General features: G+C 30.5%; 19 protein-coding genes and 1 tRNA gene. 15 read left to right on the top strand and 5 right to left on the bottom strand.

Going from position 1 to position 16,311, the window contains the following annotated elements:
• Positions 1-55: 55 nt before the first annotated feature.
• The 4 genes from rseP to IWX84_RS09040 all read left to right on the top strand — a co-directional run bounded on the left by rseP (position 56) and on the right by IWX84_RS09040 (position 3,030).
• Positions 56-1,399 carry an RIP metalloprotease RseP gene (gene rseP / locus IWX84_RS09030; RefSeq protein WP_196850414.1) on the top strand — a complete coding sequence of 448 codons (1,344 nt, stop codon included), beginning with the start codon at positions 56-58 and terminating at the stop codon, positions 1,397-1,399.
• A gap of 103 nt (positions 1,400-1,502) precedes the next feature.
• Positions 1,503-1,576, top strand: a tRNA-Asn gene (locus IWX84_RS09035).
• Positions 1,577-1,663: 87 nt separating this feature from the next.
• Positions 1,664-1,786: a hypothetical protein gene (locus tag IWX84_RS15445; protein WP_255549318.1), complete on the top strand. Its 123-nt coding sequence runs from the start codon at positions 1,664-1,666 to the stop codon at positions 1,784-1,786.
• A 17-nt stretch (positions 1,787-1,803) separates the two neighbouring features.
• Positions 1,804-3,030 (top strand): site-specific integrase, encoded by a 1,227-nt coding sequence (locus IWX84_RS09040; RefSeq protein ID WP_196850415.1) that lies wholly within the window; start codon positions 1,804-1,806, stop codon positions 3,028-3,030.
• Here the strand turns inward: IWX84_RS09040 and IWX84_RS09045 are convergent.
• Together IWX84_RS09045 and IWX84_RS15450 are read right to left on the bottom strand one after the other, a co-directional pair.
• Positions 3,005-3,619 (bottom strand): hypothetical protein, encoded by a 615-nt coding sequence (locus IWX84_RS09045; protein ID WP_196850416.1) that lies wholly within the window; start codon positions 3,617-3,619, stop codon positions 3,005-3,007. The two genes, IWX84_RS09040 and IWX84_RS09045, sit on opposite strands and share 26 nt — an antisense overlap.
• Positions 3,620-3,805: 186 nt before the next feature.
• A complete protein-coding gene (locus IWX84_RS15450; RefSeq protein ID WP_196850417.1) occupies positions 3,806-4,042 on the bottom strand; it encodes a helix-turn-helix domain-containing protein in 237 nt (78 codons plus the stop codon).
• A 143-nt stretch (positions 4,043-4,185) separates the two neighbouring features.
• On the opposite strand from IWX84_RS15450, the gene IWX84_RS09055 reads away from it, so the two are divergent.
• From IWX84_RS09055 to IWX84_RS09105, 11 genes are all read left to right on the top strand, one after another.
• The gene (locus IWX84_RS09055) at positions 4,186-4,617 is read left to right on the top strand and encodes a hypothetical protein (RefSeq protein WP_196850418.1); all 432 of its coding nucleotides are present in this window, start codon (positions 4,186-4,188) and stop codon (positions 4,615-4,617) included.
• A 17-nt stretch (positions 4,618-4,634) separates the two neighbouring features.
• Entirely contained in the window at positions 4,635-5,624 is a 990-nt protein-coding gene (locus IWX84_RS09060; RefSeq protein ID WP_196850419.1) for a tetratricopeptide repeat protein, read from the top strand.
• An 11-nt stretch (positions 5,625-5,635) separates the two neighbouring features.
• Positions 5,636-5,872, top strand: a complete 237-nt coding sequence (locus IWX84_RS09065) for a hypothetical protein (RefSeq protein ID WP_196850420.1) — start codon at positions 5,636-5,638, stop codon at positions 5,870-5,872.
• A gap of 292 nt (positions 5,873-6,164) precedes the next feature.
• Positions 6,165-7,958: a hypothetical protein gene (locus IWX84_RS09070; protein WP_196850421.1), complete on the top strand. Its 1,794-nt coding sequence runs from the start codon at positions 6,165-6,167 to the stop codon at positions 7,956-7,958.
• A gap of 238 nt (positions 7,959-8,196) precedes the next feature.
• Entirely contained in the window at positions 8,197-8,541 is a 345-nt protein-coding gene (locus IWX84_RS09075) for a hypothetical protein (protein WP_196850422.1), read from the top strand.
• 95 nt (positions 8,542-8,636) lie between these two features.
• Complete coding sequence (locus IWX84_RS09080) at positions 8,637-9,530, top strand: AAA family ATPase (protein WP_196850423.1); 894 nt, start codon at positions 8,637-8,639, stop codon at positions 9,528-9,530.
• Positions 9,511-10,488: a DUF3871 family protein gene (locus tag IWX84_RS09085; protein ID WP_196850424.1), complete on the top strand. Its 978-nt coding sequence runs from the start codon at positions 9,511-9,513 to the stop codon at positions 10,486-10,488. Before IWX84_RS09080 ends, IWX84_RS09085 begins: the two co-directional genes overlap by 20 nt.
• Positions 10,489-10,560: 72 nt before the next feature.
• Positions 10,561-10,809, top strand: coding sequence for a hypothetical protein (locus IWX84_RS09090; protein WP_196850425.1), 249 nt, complete (start codon positions 10,561-10,563; stop codon positions 10,807-10,809).
• Positions 10,810-11,243: 434 nt separating this feature from the next.
• Complete coding sequence (locus IWX84_RS09095; RefSeq protein WP_196850426.1) at positions 11,244-12,680, top strand: hypothetical protein; 1,437 nt, start codon at positions 11,244-11,246, stop codon at positions 12,678-12,680.
• Positions 12,681-12,705: 25 nt separating this feature from the next.
• Positions 12,706-13,356 carry an NUMOD1 domain-containing DNA-binding protein gene (locus tag IWX84_RS09100; RefSeq protein WP_196850436.1) on the top strand — a complete coding sequence of 217 codons (651 nt, stop codon included), beginning with the start codon at positions 12,706-12,708 and terminating at the stop codon, positions 13,354-13,356.
• Positions 13,357-13,503: 147 nt separating this feature from the next.
• Positions 13,504-13,800: a hypothetical protein gene (locus IWX84_RS09105; protein WP_196850427.1), complete on the top strand. Its 297-nt coding sequence runs from the start codon at positions 13,504-13,506 to the stop codon at positions 13,798-13,800.
• A gap of 420 nt (positions 13,801-14,220) precedes the next feature.
• Here the strand turns inward: IWX84_RS09105 and IWX84_RS09110 are convergent, their stop codons facing one another.
• The 3 genes from IWX84_RS09110 to IWX84_RS09120 are packed head-to-tail and all read right to left on the bottom strand — an operon-like array spanning position 14,221 to position 16,197.
• A complete protein-coding gene (locus IWX84_RS09110) occupies positions 14,221-15,447 on the bottom strand; it encodes a hypothetical protein (protein ID WP_196850428.1) in 1,227 nt (408 codons plus the stop codon).
• A gap of 6 nt (positions 15,448-15,453) precedes the next feature.
• The gene (locus IWX84_RS09115) at positions 15,454-15,912 is read right to left on the bottom strand and encodes a response regulator (RefSeq protein WP_196850429.1); all 459 of its coding nucleotides are present in this window, start codon (positions 15,910-15,912) and stop codon (positions 15,454-15,456) included.
• Positions 15,913-15,930: 18 nt separating this feature from the next.
• Positions 15,931-16,197: a hypothetical protein gene (locus IWX84_RS09120; protein WP_196850430.1), complete on the bottom strand. Its 267-nt coding sequence runs from the start codon at positions 16,195-16,197 to the stop codon at positions 15,931-15,933.
• Between the last annotated feature and the right edge of the window lie 114 nt (positions 16,198-16,311).

Here is a 16,311-nt window from a genome sequence, read left to right on the forward strand (position 1 = left end):
TTAAACAAATAGAAAACCTTACTTTTGTGAGTTGTAAAAGAACTAAAATTAAAAAATGGACATATTTATAAAGCTTTCTCAATTTTTATTGAGCTTATCATTACTTATTATACTTCACGAATTAGGACATTTTATTCCTGCTAAATTATTCAAAACCAGAGTCGAAAAATTCTACTTATTTTTTGACGTTAAATATTCCCTTCTAAAAAAGAAAATTGGCGAAACCGAATACGGAATTGGTTGGTTGCCTCTAGGCGGTTATGTGAAAATATCCGGAATGATCGACGAAAGTATGGACAAAGAACAAATGGCTTTGCCTCCACAACCATGGGAATTTCGTTCTAAACCGGCTTGGCAACGTTTGATTATCATGTTAGGTGGTGTTACGGTAAACTTCATATTGGCGTTTATCATTTATATCGGAATGGCATTTGCTTATGGCGATACGTATATTGCTAATGCGGATTTGAAAGACGGTCTTTTGATTGAAAATAAAGCCATGCAAAATGCAGGTTTCATGACAGGAGATAAAATCTTGGCGGTAGATGGTGAAAAAATAGCCAAATTTGACAATGAGATCAATGCCAAAATTGTAATGGGTAAACAAATTCTTATTGAAAGAAATGGAACCCAACAAGAAATAAAAATGCCCGCTGATATTATCGATCAATTGTCAAAATTTGAAAAAGGACCCATTGTTTCTATTAGAATTCCTTTTGTTATTGGAGCCGTTGCCGCTGAATCTAAAAATACGATGTTGCAGCCCAAAGATATTTTTATTTCGCTTAACGGTGAAAAAACAAAATACCTTGATGAAGCCAAAGTAGTTTTAGAAAAAAACAAAAACAAAACCATTCCTGCCACTATAATCAGAAATCAAAAAGAAGAGCGCATCAATGTGGTTGTTTCTAAAGAAGGTACTTTAGGTGTACAACTAGGTGGCTTAGGCATGGACTCTCTGGAAAAACTTGGGTACTACAAAGTGAGCAAGCAAGAATTTGGTTTCTTGGAGTCTTTTCCTGTTGGAATTACAAAAGGTAAAAACCAATTAATAGGATACGGAAAACAATTAAAAATGATTTTCAGTCCAAGTACGGGCGCATACAAACAAGTGGGTGGTTTTAAAGCCATTTTTGATATTTTTCCAAGCAATTGGAGTTGGGAACAATTTTGGACTATCACTGCAATATTATCAATAATGCTTGGAGTTATGAACTTATTGCCTATTCCTGCACTCGATGGAGGTCATGTAATGTTTTTATTATATGAAATTGTAAGCGGTAAAAAACCAAGTGACAAATTCCTAGAGAATGCACAAATGGTTGGTTTCGTATTACTTATCACACTGTTACTATTTGCTAACGGAAATGACATTTACAAGGCAATCGTTGGGAAGTAAAAAAAATTAAAAAAAGTTGGGTTTTTATTTGCACAAACCAAATGATACTCTATCTTTGCACCGCTTTAGAAATGTAACACACGTTACTTTTTATCGCTCAGTTTCCTTCTTAGCTCAGTTGGTTAGAGCATCTGACTGTTAATCAGAGGGTCCTTGGTTCGAGCCCAAGAGAGGGAGCTTTTTAAAACCTGATACGAAAGTATCGGGTTTTTTTGTGGACTAAATCTAGCAAAATCTAAACTTAATGCTGTTTTTACTAAAAAAATGCATTCTGACGGTTCGTCAACTTCGACAGCTTTTTTGAAGAAAAAAGGTTCCCATAGAGGTTCCCAAGAAAAATCTGGAGGTTCCCATTTTATAAACCAAATTGTCATGCCAATTGTTTAACCCTAAATAATTGAAACATGCACCAAGAAAAAATCACAATTCTCTTTGTAATCAGTCCGACAAAAATCAATCAAAAAGGATTATGCCCATTAAATTGCAGAATCACTTTCAACAAAGAACGCAAGCAATTTTCTACAGGACTTTTTGTAAATCCACTCTATTGGAAAAACAAACTTCAAAAAGTTAGTGAACTGGATAATAATTCAAAATTAATGAATGCTCAACTAGAGCAAATCCAAAATAAAATAAACAAAATTGCATTAGTTCTCCAACTTCAATCTGAAGACTATTCTTTAGATGACATCTACAATAAATATATTGGTAAAGAATTAAAAAAAAAAGAAAACATCCTATCCTATTACAAACAGTATTTATCTAAAATAAAAAAACTAGTAGGACTAGAACTTAAAGAGAGTACCTATAACAAATTTGTATATGTTGGAAATCATCTTGAAGCATTTTTGAAATTCAAATTTAAAAAAACAGATTATCCATTAGAAGAATTGAATTTGCAATTTTTAGATGATTTTGAATACTATTTAAGAACAGAAAAAAAGCAGGCACAAATTACCATCAACAAAACCACTCAAAGACTAAGAACGCCCATAAAGCAAGCCATCTCAGAAGGATGTTTAGATCGAGACCCATTTGTACTCCACAAGTCTAAAACAGTCCGTAAAACCGTTATCTTCCTTACTACAGAAGAACTCAAAACCTTCGAAGGAGCAGTATTACATCAAAAGAGATTAAGCACCGTTCAAGACTTATTTATTTTCTGTTGTTACACAGGACTAGCCTATAATGAAATGGCAAATCTTGAGAAGCAGAATATTCAGATAGGGTTTGATGACATGAACTGGATTCAGATGAAGAGAGAGAAAACACAGCGTCAAATCTCAATTCCAATTCTGCCAAAAGCACAAGAAATCATTGATAAATACTCAACTGATAAAAATCGTATATTCCCATCAATAAGCAATCAAAAATTTAACTCTTATCTCAAAGAAATTTCAGCTATAATTGGAATTGAGAAAAGATTGACTCACCACATCGCTAGGAAAACATTTGCCTCTACTGTATTACTGTACAATGATGTTCCAATGGAAATCGTATCAGAACTATTGGGTCATTCTAACATGGTTATTACACAGGAAAGTTATGGGAAGGTAGTGCAGAAGAAAGTTAGTGAAGAAATGATAAGGCTAAATATTAAATTATTTAAGAAAGATTTACAGGATTTATAACCTCAAAAATAAACTTCCAAATAAGGAGTTCTTGCGGGACTCCTTTAACTTTAAAAAAATAATAGTTTCTTGTTTTGGATGGCTGATTAGACTTATAAATAAATGAGTCTAAATTTTTTCTAAAAATATCATTTTCATCCATTTTTAATTTGGTGGAGAATATGCCATAATCTTCTGGAGCACATTTCTTAGGTAACTTCTGACTAGTAATTTTCGCTAAACCCATTAAAGCAATTCTCAATTTTGGACTATCAATACTTTCAAAATTTTCAACTAATAGGTCTTGGATATCTTTTAATAAATCCATTTCTACAATAGGTCTTCCAAAAATGGTGTAATCTGGATTGCTATATGTGTAAATACCATTTTCTACTACAATAGGAGCTCCAAAACCTAGAATATCACTCCTTAGCACTCTAATGTCATTTCTGATTGTTCTTTCAGAAACTCCTTTTTCTATACCTTGATTTTCAACTAGTTTGTTATAGCATTTTGATATAAGAATATCAATTGTACAATCCAGATTTGGATTGGCTAAACATTCATCAATAGTTTGATACCTTAATAGAGCATTTAAATTAATTGGCATAATATATTGCAGATAGACTGCAATTGTTAGTTTTATTCTTGCAGAAGAAATACAAACATAAAAGATAAATGAATCAGTTCAAAAAAAATATTTAAAAAAACTTATTTTGCAAGAGAAATAAATTATCTACTGAATACGGAAAACCGTAAGGAAAGTAATAAGAGATAAATTAAGTTTGTTTAAAAGTTATTCATTTCCATCAAAAGCAAATAATTCAGAAATACTAACATTTAAAACTTTAGAAATACCATACAGCGTTGTTATAGAGGTATTAATCACACCTCTTTCAATTCTGCTGATTTGAGAGATCTCTACACCCAATTCATTAGCCAATTGTTCTTGAGTAAAACCCTTCGCTAATCGAGTTAAACGAAGTTTCTTCCCAAAGTTGATTAAAATAATATTTCTGTCCGGTTTATCCACGAAATAAAATTCGATGAATAAATCATTAAGTAAATAGGCAAATTTGCCTACTTTTGAATTAATAAAAATTTGAAGTCCAGAAACCAATTAAAAAACGGTGCGCATCTGAAAAGCCAAATAAGTAATAAATTAAAATTTTACAAATGAAAAAAATCTATTCATTAATACTATTCATGGTTATCTCTATTTCTATTTACGGCCAAGGTAAAATTACCTATTCGAAGGATTATTCAGGGAATACAGTTGCAAAAGACCAATATGGCAATACTATAGCCACCGCCTCAACTGATTATCTGGGCAACATCGTTTGGAAAGATAAATATGGTAATATAATAAATACTGAATCTACCGATTATTCAGGAAATAAAGTCACAAAAGACAAATATGGTAACAAACAAACTACTCAATCTACAGATTATAGTGGCAATGAAGTTGTAAAAGACGAATATGGAAATGTGTTATACACTTTATCTAAAGACTACGCGGGCAATATTGTAAAAAAAGATAAATATGGGAATGTTTTAGGTACCTATAAAAAGGATTATTCAGGCAATTGGGTTTATTACCAAAATTAATTATCAAACTAAAATTTATGAAAACCAAAATATTATTAATAGTAGCTGTTTTTTGCATCAGCAAATCTTTTTCTCAAAATAGATATTCACAAGGCTCAACCTCATCTTATAAGCCAATGACCTCAAGTGAGATAATGAGTGTTCCGTTAGCTCTAAAAGCAAAATATGATGAAAATCAAAAATATCTATACGACCTAATGAATTGGGTTATAGAACTAAAAGAAAAAATAAATGAAAAAAAATATCTAGAAAGACTTGAGGGTGAGTATAGTGTATTAAAATCAATGAGAAAAGATGATTTAGCTAGAGCAACTGATATATTAAAAGACAGAGAATTATCTATCAAAGAATTAATTTCAGAATACAATAACTTTATTGCTAAACATAATCCAGAAAAAAACACTACCCAAAATTCACCCAAAAACCAAAATACACAAACCAACAATGTAAACGATTTAATTTCTGAGGGCTTGCGGTACTATAACAACAACGATTATCAAAAAGCAATTTTTTCTTTTTCAAAACATCTTCAAAATAATCCAAATGACACAGACGTGCTTTTCATGCGAGCAATGACTAAAAGTGAATTAAACGACATGTATGGAGCAATTAGTGATTACGACAAAATATTGTCACTTGAAGGAGAAGTGACTCCTACAACATATAAGTTTTCGACTGTTTATAACAATAAAGCTTATTGCTTAGTAAATTTAAAAAACTATAAAGAAGCATTACCATTAGTTGAAAAAGCATTAAAATTAGATACCACCGAATGGTATATTTGGGATACTAGAGCTGAAATTTATATGAATCTAGGAAAGTTAGATGAAAGTATTTCTGACTGTAATGAAGCTCTGAAGATTAAAGAAAACAGCAATTCTTATTTAATTAGAGGACTAGCCAAAATAAAAAAAGGCGAAAAAAGCCAAGGCTGTCAAGACTTATCTAAAGCAGGAGAGCTTGGGGAAAGTAAAGCATATGATGCGATTATAAAATACTGTAAATAAACTTAACCTCTATGAAAAAAATCACGATTCTAACTCTATTACTTTTTAGTTTAAGTGTCTTTTCACAAAACGAAATAAAAACGGTTAACAGACCAGATGGTGTTACTTTAAAATATTTCAATCCAAGTCCTATTGTGATTGCGAGTTTGCATGAAGGAGGATTATCACTGTACAAGAATATGAACACAAAACAATATTTTTTAGCGGTAACGGTATTATTTAAGAAAAAATCAGCAACTGAATTATAAGGTCATTTACTTATACAGACCACAGGAACTAAAGGTTTTTATCTGGATCCTGTATTTCATAAAATGATAACCATGAATTGTCAAAAAGTAGCATCATCTATGTATTTATTAACGAATAGAGACATCAGTAAGCTTAAAACTAACAATATAAAATTAATAAGGTTTAATGCTAATAATCAACCTGTTGGCTTGACTCTTAATATAAACAAAAATCTAATACTAAAACAACTCTTTAAATTATTTAAATTATAATTAAAAGAAACTGAATTGAAAAAACATTAAATTACACCATATGATATTTATTAGAAGTATAGGAATTATTTGGATGATAGCACCTTTTTTAATGTTGTTCTCGTCCGAAAATCATACTTTAGAAATGGCTGCATTTGGCTCATTTTCATTTATTTTAGGATTGCTATTGTTTAAATATTCTCTAAAAAGGAACCCCACATCTGATTTAAAGAATGTGCAACCTATAATTGTTGAAACACCTCCAATAAAACCTCCAGAACCTATATCTCCTATTGGTGAAACCACCGAAGGTTTAACTATTATAAAACAGCCTATAGTTAAACCCGAAATAGATACAGATAGTAAAAAATTAAAAAAAATAGGTTTCATTCCTTCAACAATTTTTGCGCAAGTAAATCCATATTCATATCCTGTTGTTAAAATGCCTGTGGAGGACTCGTTTATAAAATTCCCAAAAAAAGGAAGAACAAACAAACTGGGATTTACTGAAAATAAATTTTACATCTATTTAAAAAAATATTTTGAACAAAATTTTAGTGTTTATAATGATCGTCACATCACTCACAGAAGTGGCACTACGTATTATGAACCAGACTTTTTAATCATATCTGAAAAAGACAATAAAAATATATTTATTGATATAGAAATTGACGAACCTTATGAAGGTCTTTCAAGAATTCCAACACATGAATTGAATAGGGATACATTTAGAGATAACTTCTTTACAAAAAGGGGATATATTGTAATACGATTTACTGAAAAACAAATTTTTGAAGAACCAATACAATGCTGTATTTACATAGCTGAAATCATAAAATCAATAGACTCGACATATGAAAATTGCGAGTTAAAATCTACAATTAAAATTTCTATTTATGAGCAGTGGGATACCCTACAAGCTAAAAAATGGGCTCGTGAAAAATACAGAGAAAAATATTTAGGTATTTCAAATTTTGGAATTAGAGAGTTGAATGAATATGAGTTTTCTGAAGGAGATACCTCATTAGATGAATTAGTCGAAGCTGAAATAAATGACCCAAATCCAATTATAACAATTGCTGATGACAATGTTCCATTAATTGGTAATAAACCTCATAATAGAGACAAAAGAATTGTTTTTGATGCTATTAATCATCGATATTATGTTGATGGTAATGCTGATACTATATCAGTAAGCCAACTAGTTGATAAATTTTTTCCAGAATTTGATTCAGTAGCAGCAGCGTCGAAATTAAATCCAAGTCATGAATTACATGGACTACCTATTGAAACAATTATTAAAAAATGGAAAGATAAAGGTATAGAAGCAGCTGAACTTGGAACAAAATTACATCTTCAAATAGAAAATTATTACAAGAATTTCCCAGTCGACAATAACTCCATTGAATATGAATATTTTTTAAAATTTAAAGAAAAATATTCTACAATGATTCCGCACAGAACAGAATGGAGAATTTTTGATGAAGATTATTTAATTGCAGGAACTATCGATATGATCTATAAAAAGGATGATGGTTCATATTATATGTTTGATTGGAAAAGAAGTGAGAAAGTAGTAAATAAAGATGGTAGCGTAAAGACCTCTGATCCATCCCAATACTTTACTCGATATGCATGTGGAAACTTAAATCATTTAACAGACGATAGTTATTACAAATATGCTTTACAACAAAATATTTATTGCTACATTTTAGAAAATAAATACGGATACAGAATTAGTTCATTAAATTTATTAATACTTCACCCTAATTATGATACTTTTCACTGGATAAAACTACCCAATATGAAAAATGAAGTAGAATATATGTTTTCAACTTTAAAAATGATTTCTTAAAATAATCAATCTATAATAAACTCTAAGATTTACTCATCAAAGAGTTCAACTGCTTAAATAAATTCTAAAATTTTTTTTATTTTTTTTTTATCGAATACGCTAAACAACCCAACTCACCGCCCGGACTCTCCTCAAATATTGGGATATACCCGGGCAGAGGTGATATGGTTCTTAAAAAAAACCAATCATATTATTTCTGATTTAATTCATTTGTTTAATCTTTTAAATTATTAAAACTATGGTTACAATTGTAGATTACAAAGCGTTCCAAAAAGAAAATGGAGAAGAATTTTATTCTCTTGTTGTTCAAGGGGGAATTGAAGCTATTAAGAGCAAAGAAAGCGGAAGAACTTATCTCACTGCTAGAACAACTACTATGGCCTGTACATTTAATGAAATTACATGTAAGTCATTAGTTGGCTCACAACTTCCTGGAATGATTCAAAAGGTAGAAGTAGAACCATACGACTACACTGATCGTAAAACAGGAGAAATTATTGAATTAACTCATCGATATGAGTACTTATCCGATGAAGATGCTATCATTAATGATAACGTCATCAAACAAGAAGAGGTGTACTAAAACAACTCAAAATAGACAATATACATAAGGAATTTCAGCAATGAGGTTCCTTTTTTTTGTCTAATAATTTAATTAAAAATTAAAAAATTAAAATTATGCAATTACAAAAAGCAGCAAGATATCAAGTAAAATTAAGAATTGGATTATCTGGTCCTAGCGGATTTGGCAAGACCTATTCAGCCCTATTAATGGCTTACGGAATTACAAATGATTGGAATAAAATTGCCTTAATTGATACAGAAAATAAAAGCGCAAGTTTATATTCCCATCTAGGCGATTTTAATGTCTTGTCATTAGATGAACCATTTTCTCCCGAACGCTACTTAGAGGCTATTAAGCTCTGTGAAGATTCCAACATAGAATTAATTATTATTGATTCTATCAGTCATGAGTGGCAAGGAAAAGGCGGTTGTTTGGAGATTCACGAACAGTTAGGAGGACGTTTTCAAGATTGGGCTAAAGTCACACCAAGACACAACTCTTTCATAGATGCAATCATTCTCTCGAAATGCCATTTAATTACCACTTCGAGAAGTAAAGTAGATTATAGCCTTGACAAAGACAGCAATGGAAAAACTAAAGTGATGAAACTTGGAACCAAATCCATTACAAGAGAAGGTTTCGAATATGAATTAACAGTGAATTTTGAATTTCTAAATGATAAACATTTAGTGCAAGCATCAAAGGATCGAACTGAACTTTTCTCTGGTAAACCTGAATTCATAATTAACTCATCAACAGGTAAAAAACTAATTGAATGGTGTAACCAAGGTATCTCTATTGAAATGGTTAAAAATGAAATTTTATCTAGTAATACACCTGAAGAGTTAAAAGAAATTTATGCTAAATATCCAACTTTAAAAAGCCAAATACATCCTCTTATTATGGATAGAAAAGCCATTATTGATAAAGATACTTGTCAACTTATTACAGAAAATGAAATCGTACAACCATTAAAAAATCAAGAAAATGAATCTAGTTTTAAATAATACAGAAAATCAAGTTATTGACGAAACAGAGGTTATTACTGCTGTACGTTCCAATTTTATTGAAGCCAATACAATAGCAGTAGATTTAGACCATCTCAAATCCGAATGCATTATTCCTGTCTTTGCTAAAGACAATGAATCAACAATTAGCCACTATGAATTTATTAAAAGCACTAAAGAAGTTGTAGAAGAAATTTTAGATTATAAAGGCGTTTTAAAGCCTGAAATAAGAGTTAGTCACCAAATTAAAGGTAGAATTCCCTCTGCTGTTGCAAAGCCCGCAAAAGAACTCCTAGAGCACGAAAAGACATTGTATTACGAACGTATGGCTTTTGTAATTGAGATACCTGAGATTAGTGAAACGATCAATGGCAATAAATTGTGTTTATCCATAGGTGGAGTACGATCCTACAATCAGGAAAATCTTTTTAGCAAGAAATCCATAGAGAAATTTAAAGTTTTCATTGGGTTTCAAAACAAGGTTTGTACTAATCTATGTATATCAACAGATGGACTTCTACACGATCTTCGCGTATCATCAGTTTTAGAATTAAAAGCTAAAATCTATGAACTGATAAATAGTTATGATAAGAAGAAACATTTGCAAGAAATGAACGAGATGAGTGGCTTTTCTATCAATGAAACTCAATTTGCTACGCTAATAGGGAAAATGAAACTGTACTCCTTCTTAGATAAAGAGACCAAACGAAACCTCTTTCATTTAAATATAAACGACAATCAAATTAACACGATTGTAAAGAATTATCATAGTGACCCCAACTTTGCAAGATTTGAAAATGGAACTATTGACTTCTATAGACTGTACAACTTATTTACAGAAGCCGCGAAGAGCGCTTACATTGATACCAATTTCGAGAAAAATGTAAACGCATACGCATTTATCAATTACCTCGCAAATTTCATTAAAAATGAGAAGAGCAACTGGTTCCTTCATTAGTATTATCATAGCGTTTACACTGTGATTTATTGACAGTTTGTCCTTTTCAAAAAATCAAAATTTAGATAAAAAATGACAAAAAAAGAGTTGGCAGAGCTATTAAAATACAGTTCTCCTGTAGAAATCTATGTTATTACTTGGAAAAACACCTTAATAAAACTGTATTGTCCATTTGAAGTCCAGGTTTTGCAAGACATTGGTACACTCAAAACGGGACAGTTTGTATTAGTAGAGGAAATCAAAGTTACCATAGAATTAAAAACAGTGTTTATTATTGACACTGAAGCGTATTACTATCATCATTTTGATATTGTAATATGAATTAAAAAAGGCAGTTATGTTGTATTTTGTATACCCAAGCTTTTGAGTCGTTTTCTGCCATCATATCAAAAAAACCCTGAAAATGTTAGCAGTGCTAGCGGATGATTGTTCAAAATTTGTACTATCATCCGTTTTTTTTAAATTAATTGCTAATAATTTATTTATTTAACTATATTTATGAAAATAGTTTACTAAATATTAGGAATTCTCCTTATAATTGATTAGTTTTGTGAATATTACAATTTTGACTTTTTAAGTGTGTCAAAATCTCCGAAAAATTTCAACAAATCTTCACAACAATTATCACTTAACATTAACTCTTGATAGCTTAGTCTGACTCAACAGACTCCCTTGATTATCTAAAATCAAAAAAACATTAAACAAGAGAACAAGCATATTGTAATTTAAATCATTTACGAATTTAAATTATTAAAATGAAGAAACTTTATTATTCTAGTTCTTATCAATCCTATTACCATCCTACTACCCTCAATTATGTTACTACAAGTTCAGAAGTAGTTAAATCAACTAAAATCGCAGCAAATACATTAGCTGACAACGATTTTAACGCTGAAAATTTAGTTCAAGTTTATGACACATATCCGCTATTTTTTCAAAATGCTACAACAATAAGTATTCCTCAAAATATCAAACGGCATATTGAAAGGGAAATTCCAAAAAAATTTTTAAACAAAATAGACAAAAACAAAAGGTTTGCTGTTGAAAAGTGTTTACTATTCATAAGTAACTTAACGTCAACGATCTTCTTTGAAGACAGATGGAAACCACTATCATCGAAAATATTAGCTGAACAATTCAAAAAAGGCAATGACAACACATTTAACTACACTCATGTTGTTGATGCTTTAAAGTATAAGTCGGACTCAACTGATTCAATTATACAAACTAAGAAAAACAAGCTAGGTAACGACACTTATCAAGAGGGAATAACTTGTAAATCATATTCATTTACAGACACCTTTTATAACAACAACTTAGTAAAATATACAATTACAAATTCTGAGATTATTGCTAAAAGAAATAATTTCATTTATAGTCAGATTGCTAGAGCCACAGATAACGTAATAGCAACTAATTTGCTGAAGTTGTACCCAAGAATAGAGCTTCCTACTAATAATGAATTAAAAGCTGAGGCAAATCGATTGATTGGAGAAAAGCACAGAACTAAAAAAGGAAAAATACTTACGAAATTAAATAATCACTCCAAAGATTATTTTAAAGATGCCTCACAAAGAAGTTATGTAGAAGAAAATATTAAAGCATTTAAGTTTTATACGGATATAAGTTATATGATACCCTCAATAGGTGCTGCTAAATCTGGAGGGAGAGTAGTTGATAGTTTTACGCTAATGCCTGGCTGGATTAGAAATTTAATTACTATTGATGGTGAGCGAATAGTATTAGTTGATTACAAAGCCCTACATCCCAATATTGCTATGTCAATATACGGAGGTTCAAAAAAATTCCTAACGCATCAACAAGTAGCTGAGGAGAGCGACATCGAATTAAAGGACGTAAAAATTCAACACCTTTCTTTCTTCAATGAAACAATAATGGGTATGAAGCGTAATCCCTTATATAAATACTACCAGAAATCACAACCTTTATTACTTAAAAACATTGAAGATGAGAAAAGGAGTAGTGAATTCAAGCATAAAATCACTTCTATGAAAATGTTTGCAAAAGAGGTGGAAATTATGACAGAATGTATAAGAAGATTAAATGAAATTGGAATTTATGTTGGGTACGTTTATGATGCTTTGTTTTGTAAAGAAAGCGAGAGAGAAATAGTTCAAAAAATAATGAATGAGGTTGCAGTAGAATTAGGGGTTAATACAATAGCAGATTAATAATTAAATGAAAGAGAAAATGAAAATGGAAAATAAAAATTATATTATATACAAAGCACAAAATACGATAACAGGAGAATGTTACATTGGTGCAACTACAAAATCTATTGAAGAGCGAAAACAAGATCATCTACAAAAAGCAAATTCAGGGCATGGTCAGAAATTTCATTTTGCGATTACCATAAGTGGACCTGATAATTTCACTTGGGAACAACTCGATACAGCCTCCAGTCCAAACGAATTAGCTGAAAAGGAAACACAGTATATTTATGACTTTAAAGCGCAGGAGGAAGGCTATAACATAGATTCCGGGGGAGGTTTTCAAAAGCTAGTGTATCAATACAACGAAAATGGAATTCTAATCGAAACCTATAACAGTTTAACTGAAATTAAAGAAACATTAGGAATAGACAAACAGCGAATTTCAAATGCCTGCTTAAATTCAACGATGTATGATGGCAGTTTCTGGTCTTATAGACAATTAGAAACGATAACTCCAAAGTCAGACCTACGAGTAAAATCAGTAAATCAATATTCTTTAAATCAAGAAATTGTTGCAACTTTTAAATCAGCATCTGAGGCATCCAGAAAAACTGGAATTTCTAAAACTTGCATTACTCGATGTTGTCGAGGCGAACGAGAAAATTCCGGTGGATTTCTCTGGGAATACACCTAAAAACTAAATGCGGTGTAAAAATCGTCTTTTTTATTCTTTGAAATACGTATATTTCGTTATCATATTGAGCAGGAAGATATTTAATAATTTTTATAATTGGAATGTGAGATACTTCTCGTATATTTATTTTCTAAAACACATATAAAGATGCCAAAACCAGAATCAGTCAAACAATCTCAAACATTTACATTAAAAGAAGTTATTTATAATCACGATGGATTCGCAATTGGATTAGGTACCATTTTTGGAAATTCTAAATTAGTGTGTGCTATGCGATGGAATGGCGAAGACGACAAAGCAGGGTTTCCATATGCATTTAATAACCCTTTATGGTTACATTTACCAGTAGAACTAACAATTAATATTTTAATAGGACTACTTACATCAAAAGAACTTTCAAAAGATGAATACATTAAGATATTAGAATTAATGAAATTAGGTTGATTTTTTGAAACATAATTTGGGGAATTTTTCTCAACTTATTTAAATATGAGTTCGATTTTTAAATTTAAACATCGGACTTTTATTATCCCACAGTACAACTAATTTGATTTGTTTACATTGTCTAATACAGAACATTTTAGTGCATCTAAAACTTGTGCAGCAGATGCGAGTATGTACCAGAATAAAAGCTACAAGGATTAGAAATGGTCTTATTCCTTCTCCTTCTTCTACTTCCCCAACCAAGTTACACGACCAAAGAAAGTCATTACAAAATTAGATTTAGTAAGTAATACAATTCACTAATCTAAAGCAGCATCAGAAACCTAGAGACGACGAAAAACAACTAAAACTTGTATCACTCGATGTTGCCGTGGTGAACGAGAAAGTTCAGGAGGTTTTATTTGGAATTATTTATAAAAATTACATCAATTCAGAAATAATAAATTCGTACATAACTCTAGCACTAGTATAAGAAGCATAAGACTGATAATCATCACTTTTACCTAGATTTGCAAAGTCCGAAACAGATTTCATAGCTATAGCAATAGGTTTAGGACTACTGCAATTAATTGCGCTGTAGTACATTCCATGTGCTTCCATTTCTAATCCTAATAATTTTCTGTCTTTAACTTTTAATTCATTTACAATTGCTTCATTTTCTATAACTCCAGCTACAGAAGCAACAGACCCTATATAAATTGATAATTCTGTATTTGGAGTTTTCCCTTGCACCCATTCATCTTTAATTCTCCTTAAAAGATCTTTATTCTCCTTTAGAGATCTTATTTTTTCAGAAATATCTCTATCTAATCTTAAATTATTTGCAGTTTGTAAAAATAGAACCTTTCTATCTTCATCTTGAGTAATTTTTCCTGCCCCTCCATCCCAAGATTCATCTATTACAAGAATATCCCCAAAACCATGACTCCCGTTTTTTTGTATAGAAGCTAAAATACCAGTCATAAATAAATATTTAGGTCTAAAATTATGAATCATTTTCATCGAAAGTACAGCGCTTGCGTTCATACCCATTTGAGGAGCACATGCAGCAATTACCCTAAAAACCTTTTCACCTTTCTTAAATGTTGTCTCGAAATAAGGTGATGAATCTGATTTATAATTTATTTTGACCCAATCTTTACTTAAGGCTTTTACAGCATTAAATTCAGTTTCTACGGCATTAATGATTGCAATATCGTAATCATATTCTTGCTCAATTGAATTCAAACATAATTTTGATTTCATTCTATCTTCAACACCAGTAAGTAACTTCTTTTGCCATTCTACATCTGTCAAACTATATCTTATTACTGATAAAATATGATTTCCAAACTCACTCGTTGCTTTAGAAAACACTTCCTCATTTATAGTTAATCCAATAATATGAGAAGGAATTTTATAAAAATCTCTTTCATGGATTTCTTTTAATAATTTGATACCACCTTCTAAATCAATTGTTTCTGATTTTCGTAGAGGTATAGCTATATCTAAAATTAATAAATCATAAAAATTCTCTTTAAGCTTCTTTTTAGCATCAAATGAATCAAGAGCATGATCCACATCATCTACATTATAAACGCATTCGAGAGTTTTAAGTATATCTCTTAGTTTATCTATATTGTCTTCAACAATTAAAATTTTAAACATTCCTTATTAATTTATATTAAATTCATTTTCCTTAATTTTCCTGTACAAATTATCTTTCCAGCCTGTGTAGGATATATTATACTGAACAATTCCCAAGTAGATAAATTTGAATAATTCAGAAAGTTTTAAATCTAAATCTTTGATGGTTATTTCTTCATCACCTTTACCAAAAACATCAAATTGAGTAACCACAATCACTTTACTGTCAATTTCCCGTCGTAACATTTCATAAAGCAACAATTCACCCCCAAAAGGTTGTGATCTACCGCCACTTTCTGTTGGAGTAATATCAAAAGTAGGCATTGTCATATCTAATAATATTAAATCAAAATGTTCTTCTTTAATCATTTTCAATCCACTTTGATACGACCTTGCTTCTTTAAAATCAAATTCAAATTTATCGATAATGAAATTTATCAATTGTTCCCTTTTATCTTCATCATCTTCTACTAGTAATATTTTCATAAGTTTTTTTAATTTAAATTAATCAACGTCATCAACGTCATCAAGGCTATATAATCTAAATGGTATCTGGATAGTTATTTGAAATAAATTATCCTCAACACCAAAATTCATAGTAGGAACTATTTCTGATCCAATAGCTTTGAAATCTTTAACACTTTTGTGAATTTTAAATAACCCTGAGTTTTTTTCTGTCGCTAAATATTGACTATACGATTCTGTTTCTAATAGGTGTATTTTTCGCTTCATTTCCTTATCTAACTTTTGGCTATCAATTTTACTACCCAACCCATTGGATATTTTAAAACATTGTTGTCCGATAAAAAATCACGGAACGTTTATTTTTCTATTTATTTTGGCACTTCACGAGGTTTTAGCCTGCTTTAGCTTGTTTTTGAGTAC

The sequence above is a fragment of the Flavobacterium sp. CG_9.10 genome, assembly GCF_015752245.1.
Taxonomy (GTDB): domain Bacteria; phylum Bacteroidota; class Bacteroidia; order Flavobacteriales; family Flavobacteriaceae; genus Flavobacterium.

What these genes read in the sequence shown, in the direction of transcription:
- rseP (WP_196850414.1), top strand. Translation starts at nt 56, where the DNA reads ATGGACATATTTATAAAGCTTTCTCAATTTTTATTGAGCTTATCATTA.
- IWX84_RS15445 (WP_255549318.1), top strand. Translation starts at nt 1,664, where the DNA reads ATGCATTCTGACGGTTCGTCAACTTCGACAGCTTTTTTGAAGAAAAAA.
- IWX84_RS09040 (WP_196850415.1), top strand. Translation starts at nt 1,804, where the DNA reads ATGCACCAAGAAAAAATCACAATTCTCTTTGTAATCAGTCCGACAAAA.
- IWX84_RS09045 (WP_196850416.1), bottom strand. Translation starts at nt 3,619, where the DNA reads ATGCCAATTAATTTAAATGCTCTATTAAGGTATCAAACTATTGATGAA.
- IWX84_RS09055 (WP_196850418.1), top strand. Translation starts at nt 4,186, where the DNA reads ATGAAAAAAATCTATTCATTAATACTATTCATGGTTATCTCTATTTCT.
- IWX84_RS09060 (WP_196850419.1), top strand. Translation starts at nt 4,635, where the DNA reads ATGAAAACCAAAATATTATTAATAGTAGCTGTTTTTTGCATCAGCAAA.
- IWX84_RS09065 (WP_196850420.1), top strand. Translation starts at nt 5,636, where the DNA reads ATGAAAAAAATCACGATTCTAACTCTATTACTTTTTAGTTTAAGTGTC.
- IWX84_RS09070 (WP_196850421.1), top strand. Translation starts at nt 6,165, where the DNA reads ATGATATTTATTAGAAGTATAGGAATTATTTGGATGATAGCACCTTTT.
- IWX84_RS09075 (WP_196850422.1), top strand. Translation starts at nt 8,197, where the DNA reads ATGGTTACAATTGTAGATTACAAAGCGTTCCAAAAAGAAAATGGAGAA.
- IWX84_RS09080 (WP_196850423.1), top strand. Translation starts at nt 8,637, where the DNA reads ATGCAATTACAAAAAGCAGCAAGATATCAAGTAAAATTAAGAATTGGA.
- IWX84_RS09085 (WP_196850424.1), top strand. Translation starts at nt 9,511, where the DNA reads ATGAATCTAGTTTTAAATAATACAGAAAATCAAGTTATTGACGAAACA.
- IWX84_RS09090 (WP_196850425.1), top strand. Translation starts at nt 10,561, where the DNA reads ATGACAAAAAAAGAGTTGGCAGAGCTATTAAAATACAGTTCTCCTGTA.
- IWX84_RS09095 (WP_196850426.1), top strand. Translation starts at nt 11,244, where the DNA reads ATGAAGAAACTTTATTATTCTAGTTCTTATCAATCCTATTACCATCCT.
- IWX84_RS09100 (WP_196850436.1), top strand. Translation starts at nt 12,706, where the DNA reads ATGGAAAATAAAAATTATATTATATACAAAGCACAAAATACGATAACA.
- IWX84_RS09105 (WP_196850427.1), top strand. Translation starts at nt 13,504, where the DNA reads ATGCCAAAACCAGAATCAGTCAAACAATCTCAAACATTTACATTAAAA.
- IWX84_RS09110 (WP_196850428.1), bottom strand. Translation starts at nt 15,447, where the DNA reads ATGTTTAAAATTTTAATTGTTGAAGACAATATAGATAAACTAAGAGAT.
- IWX84_RS09115 (WP_196850429.1), bottom strand. Translation starts at nt 15,912, where the DNA reads ATGAAAATATTACTAGTAGAAGATGATGAAGATAAAAGGGAACAATTG.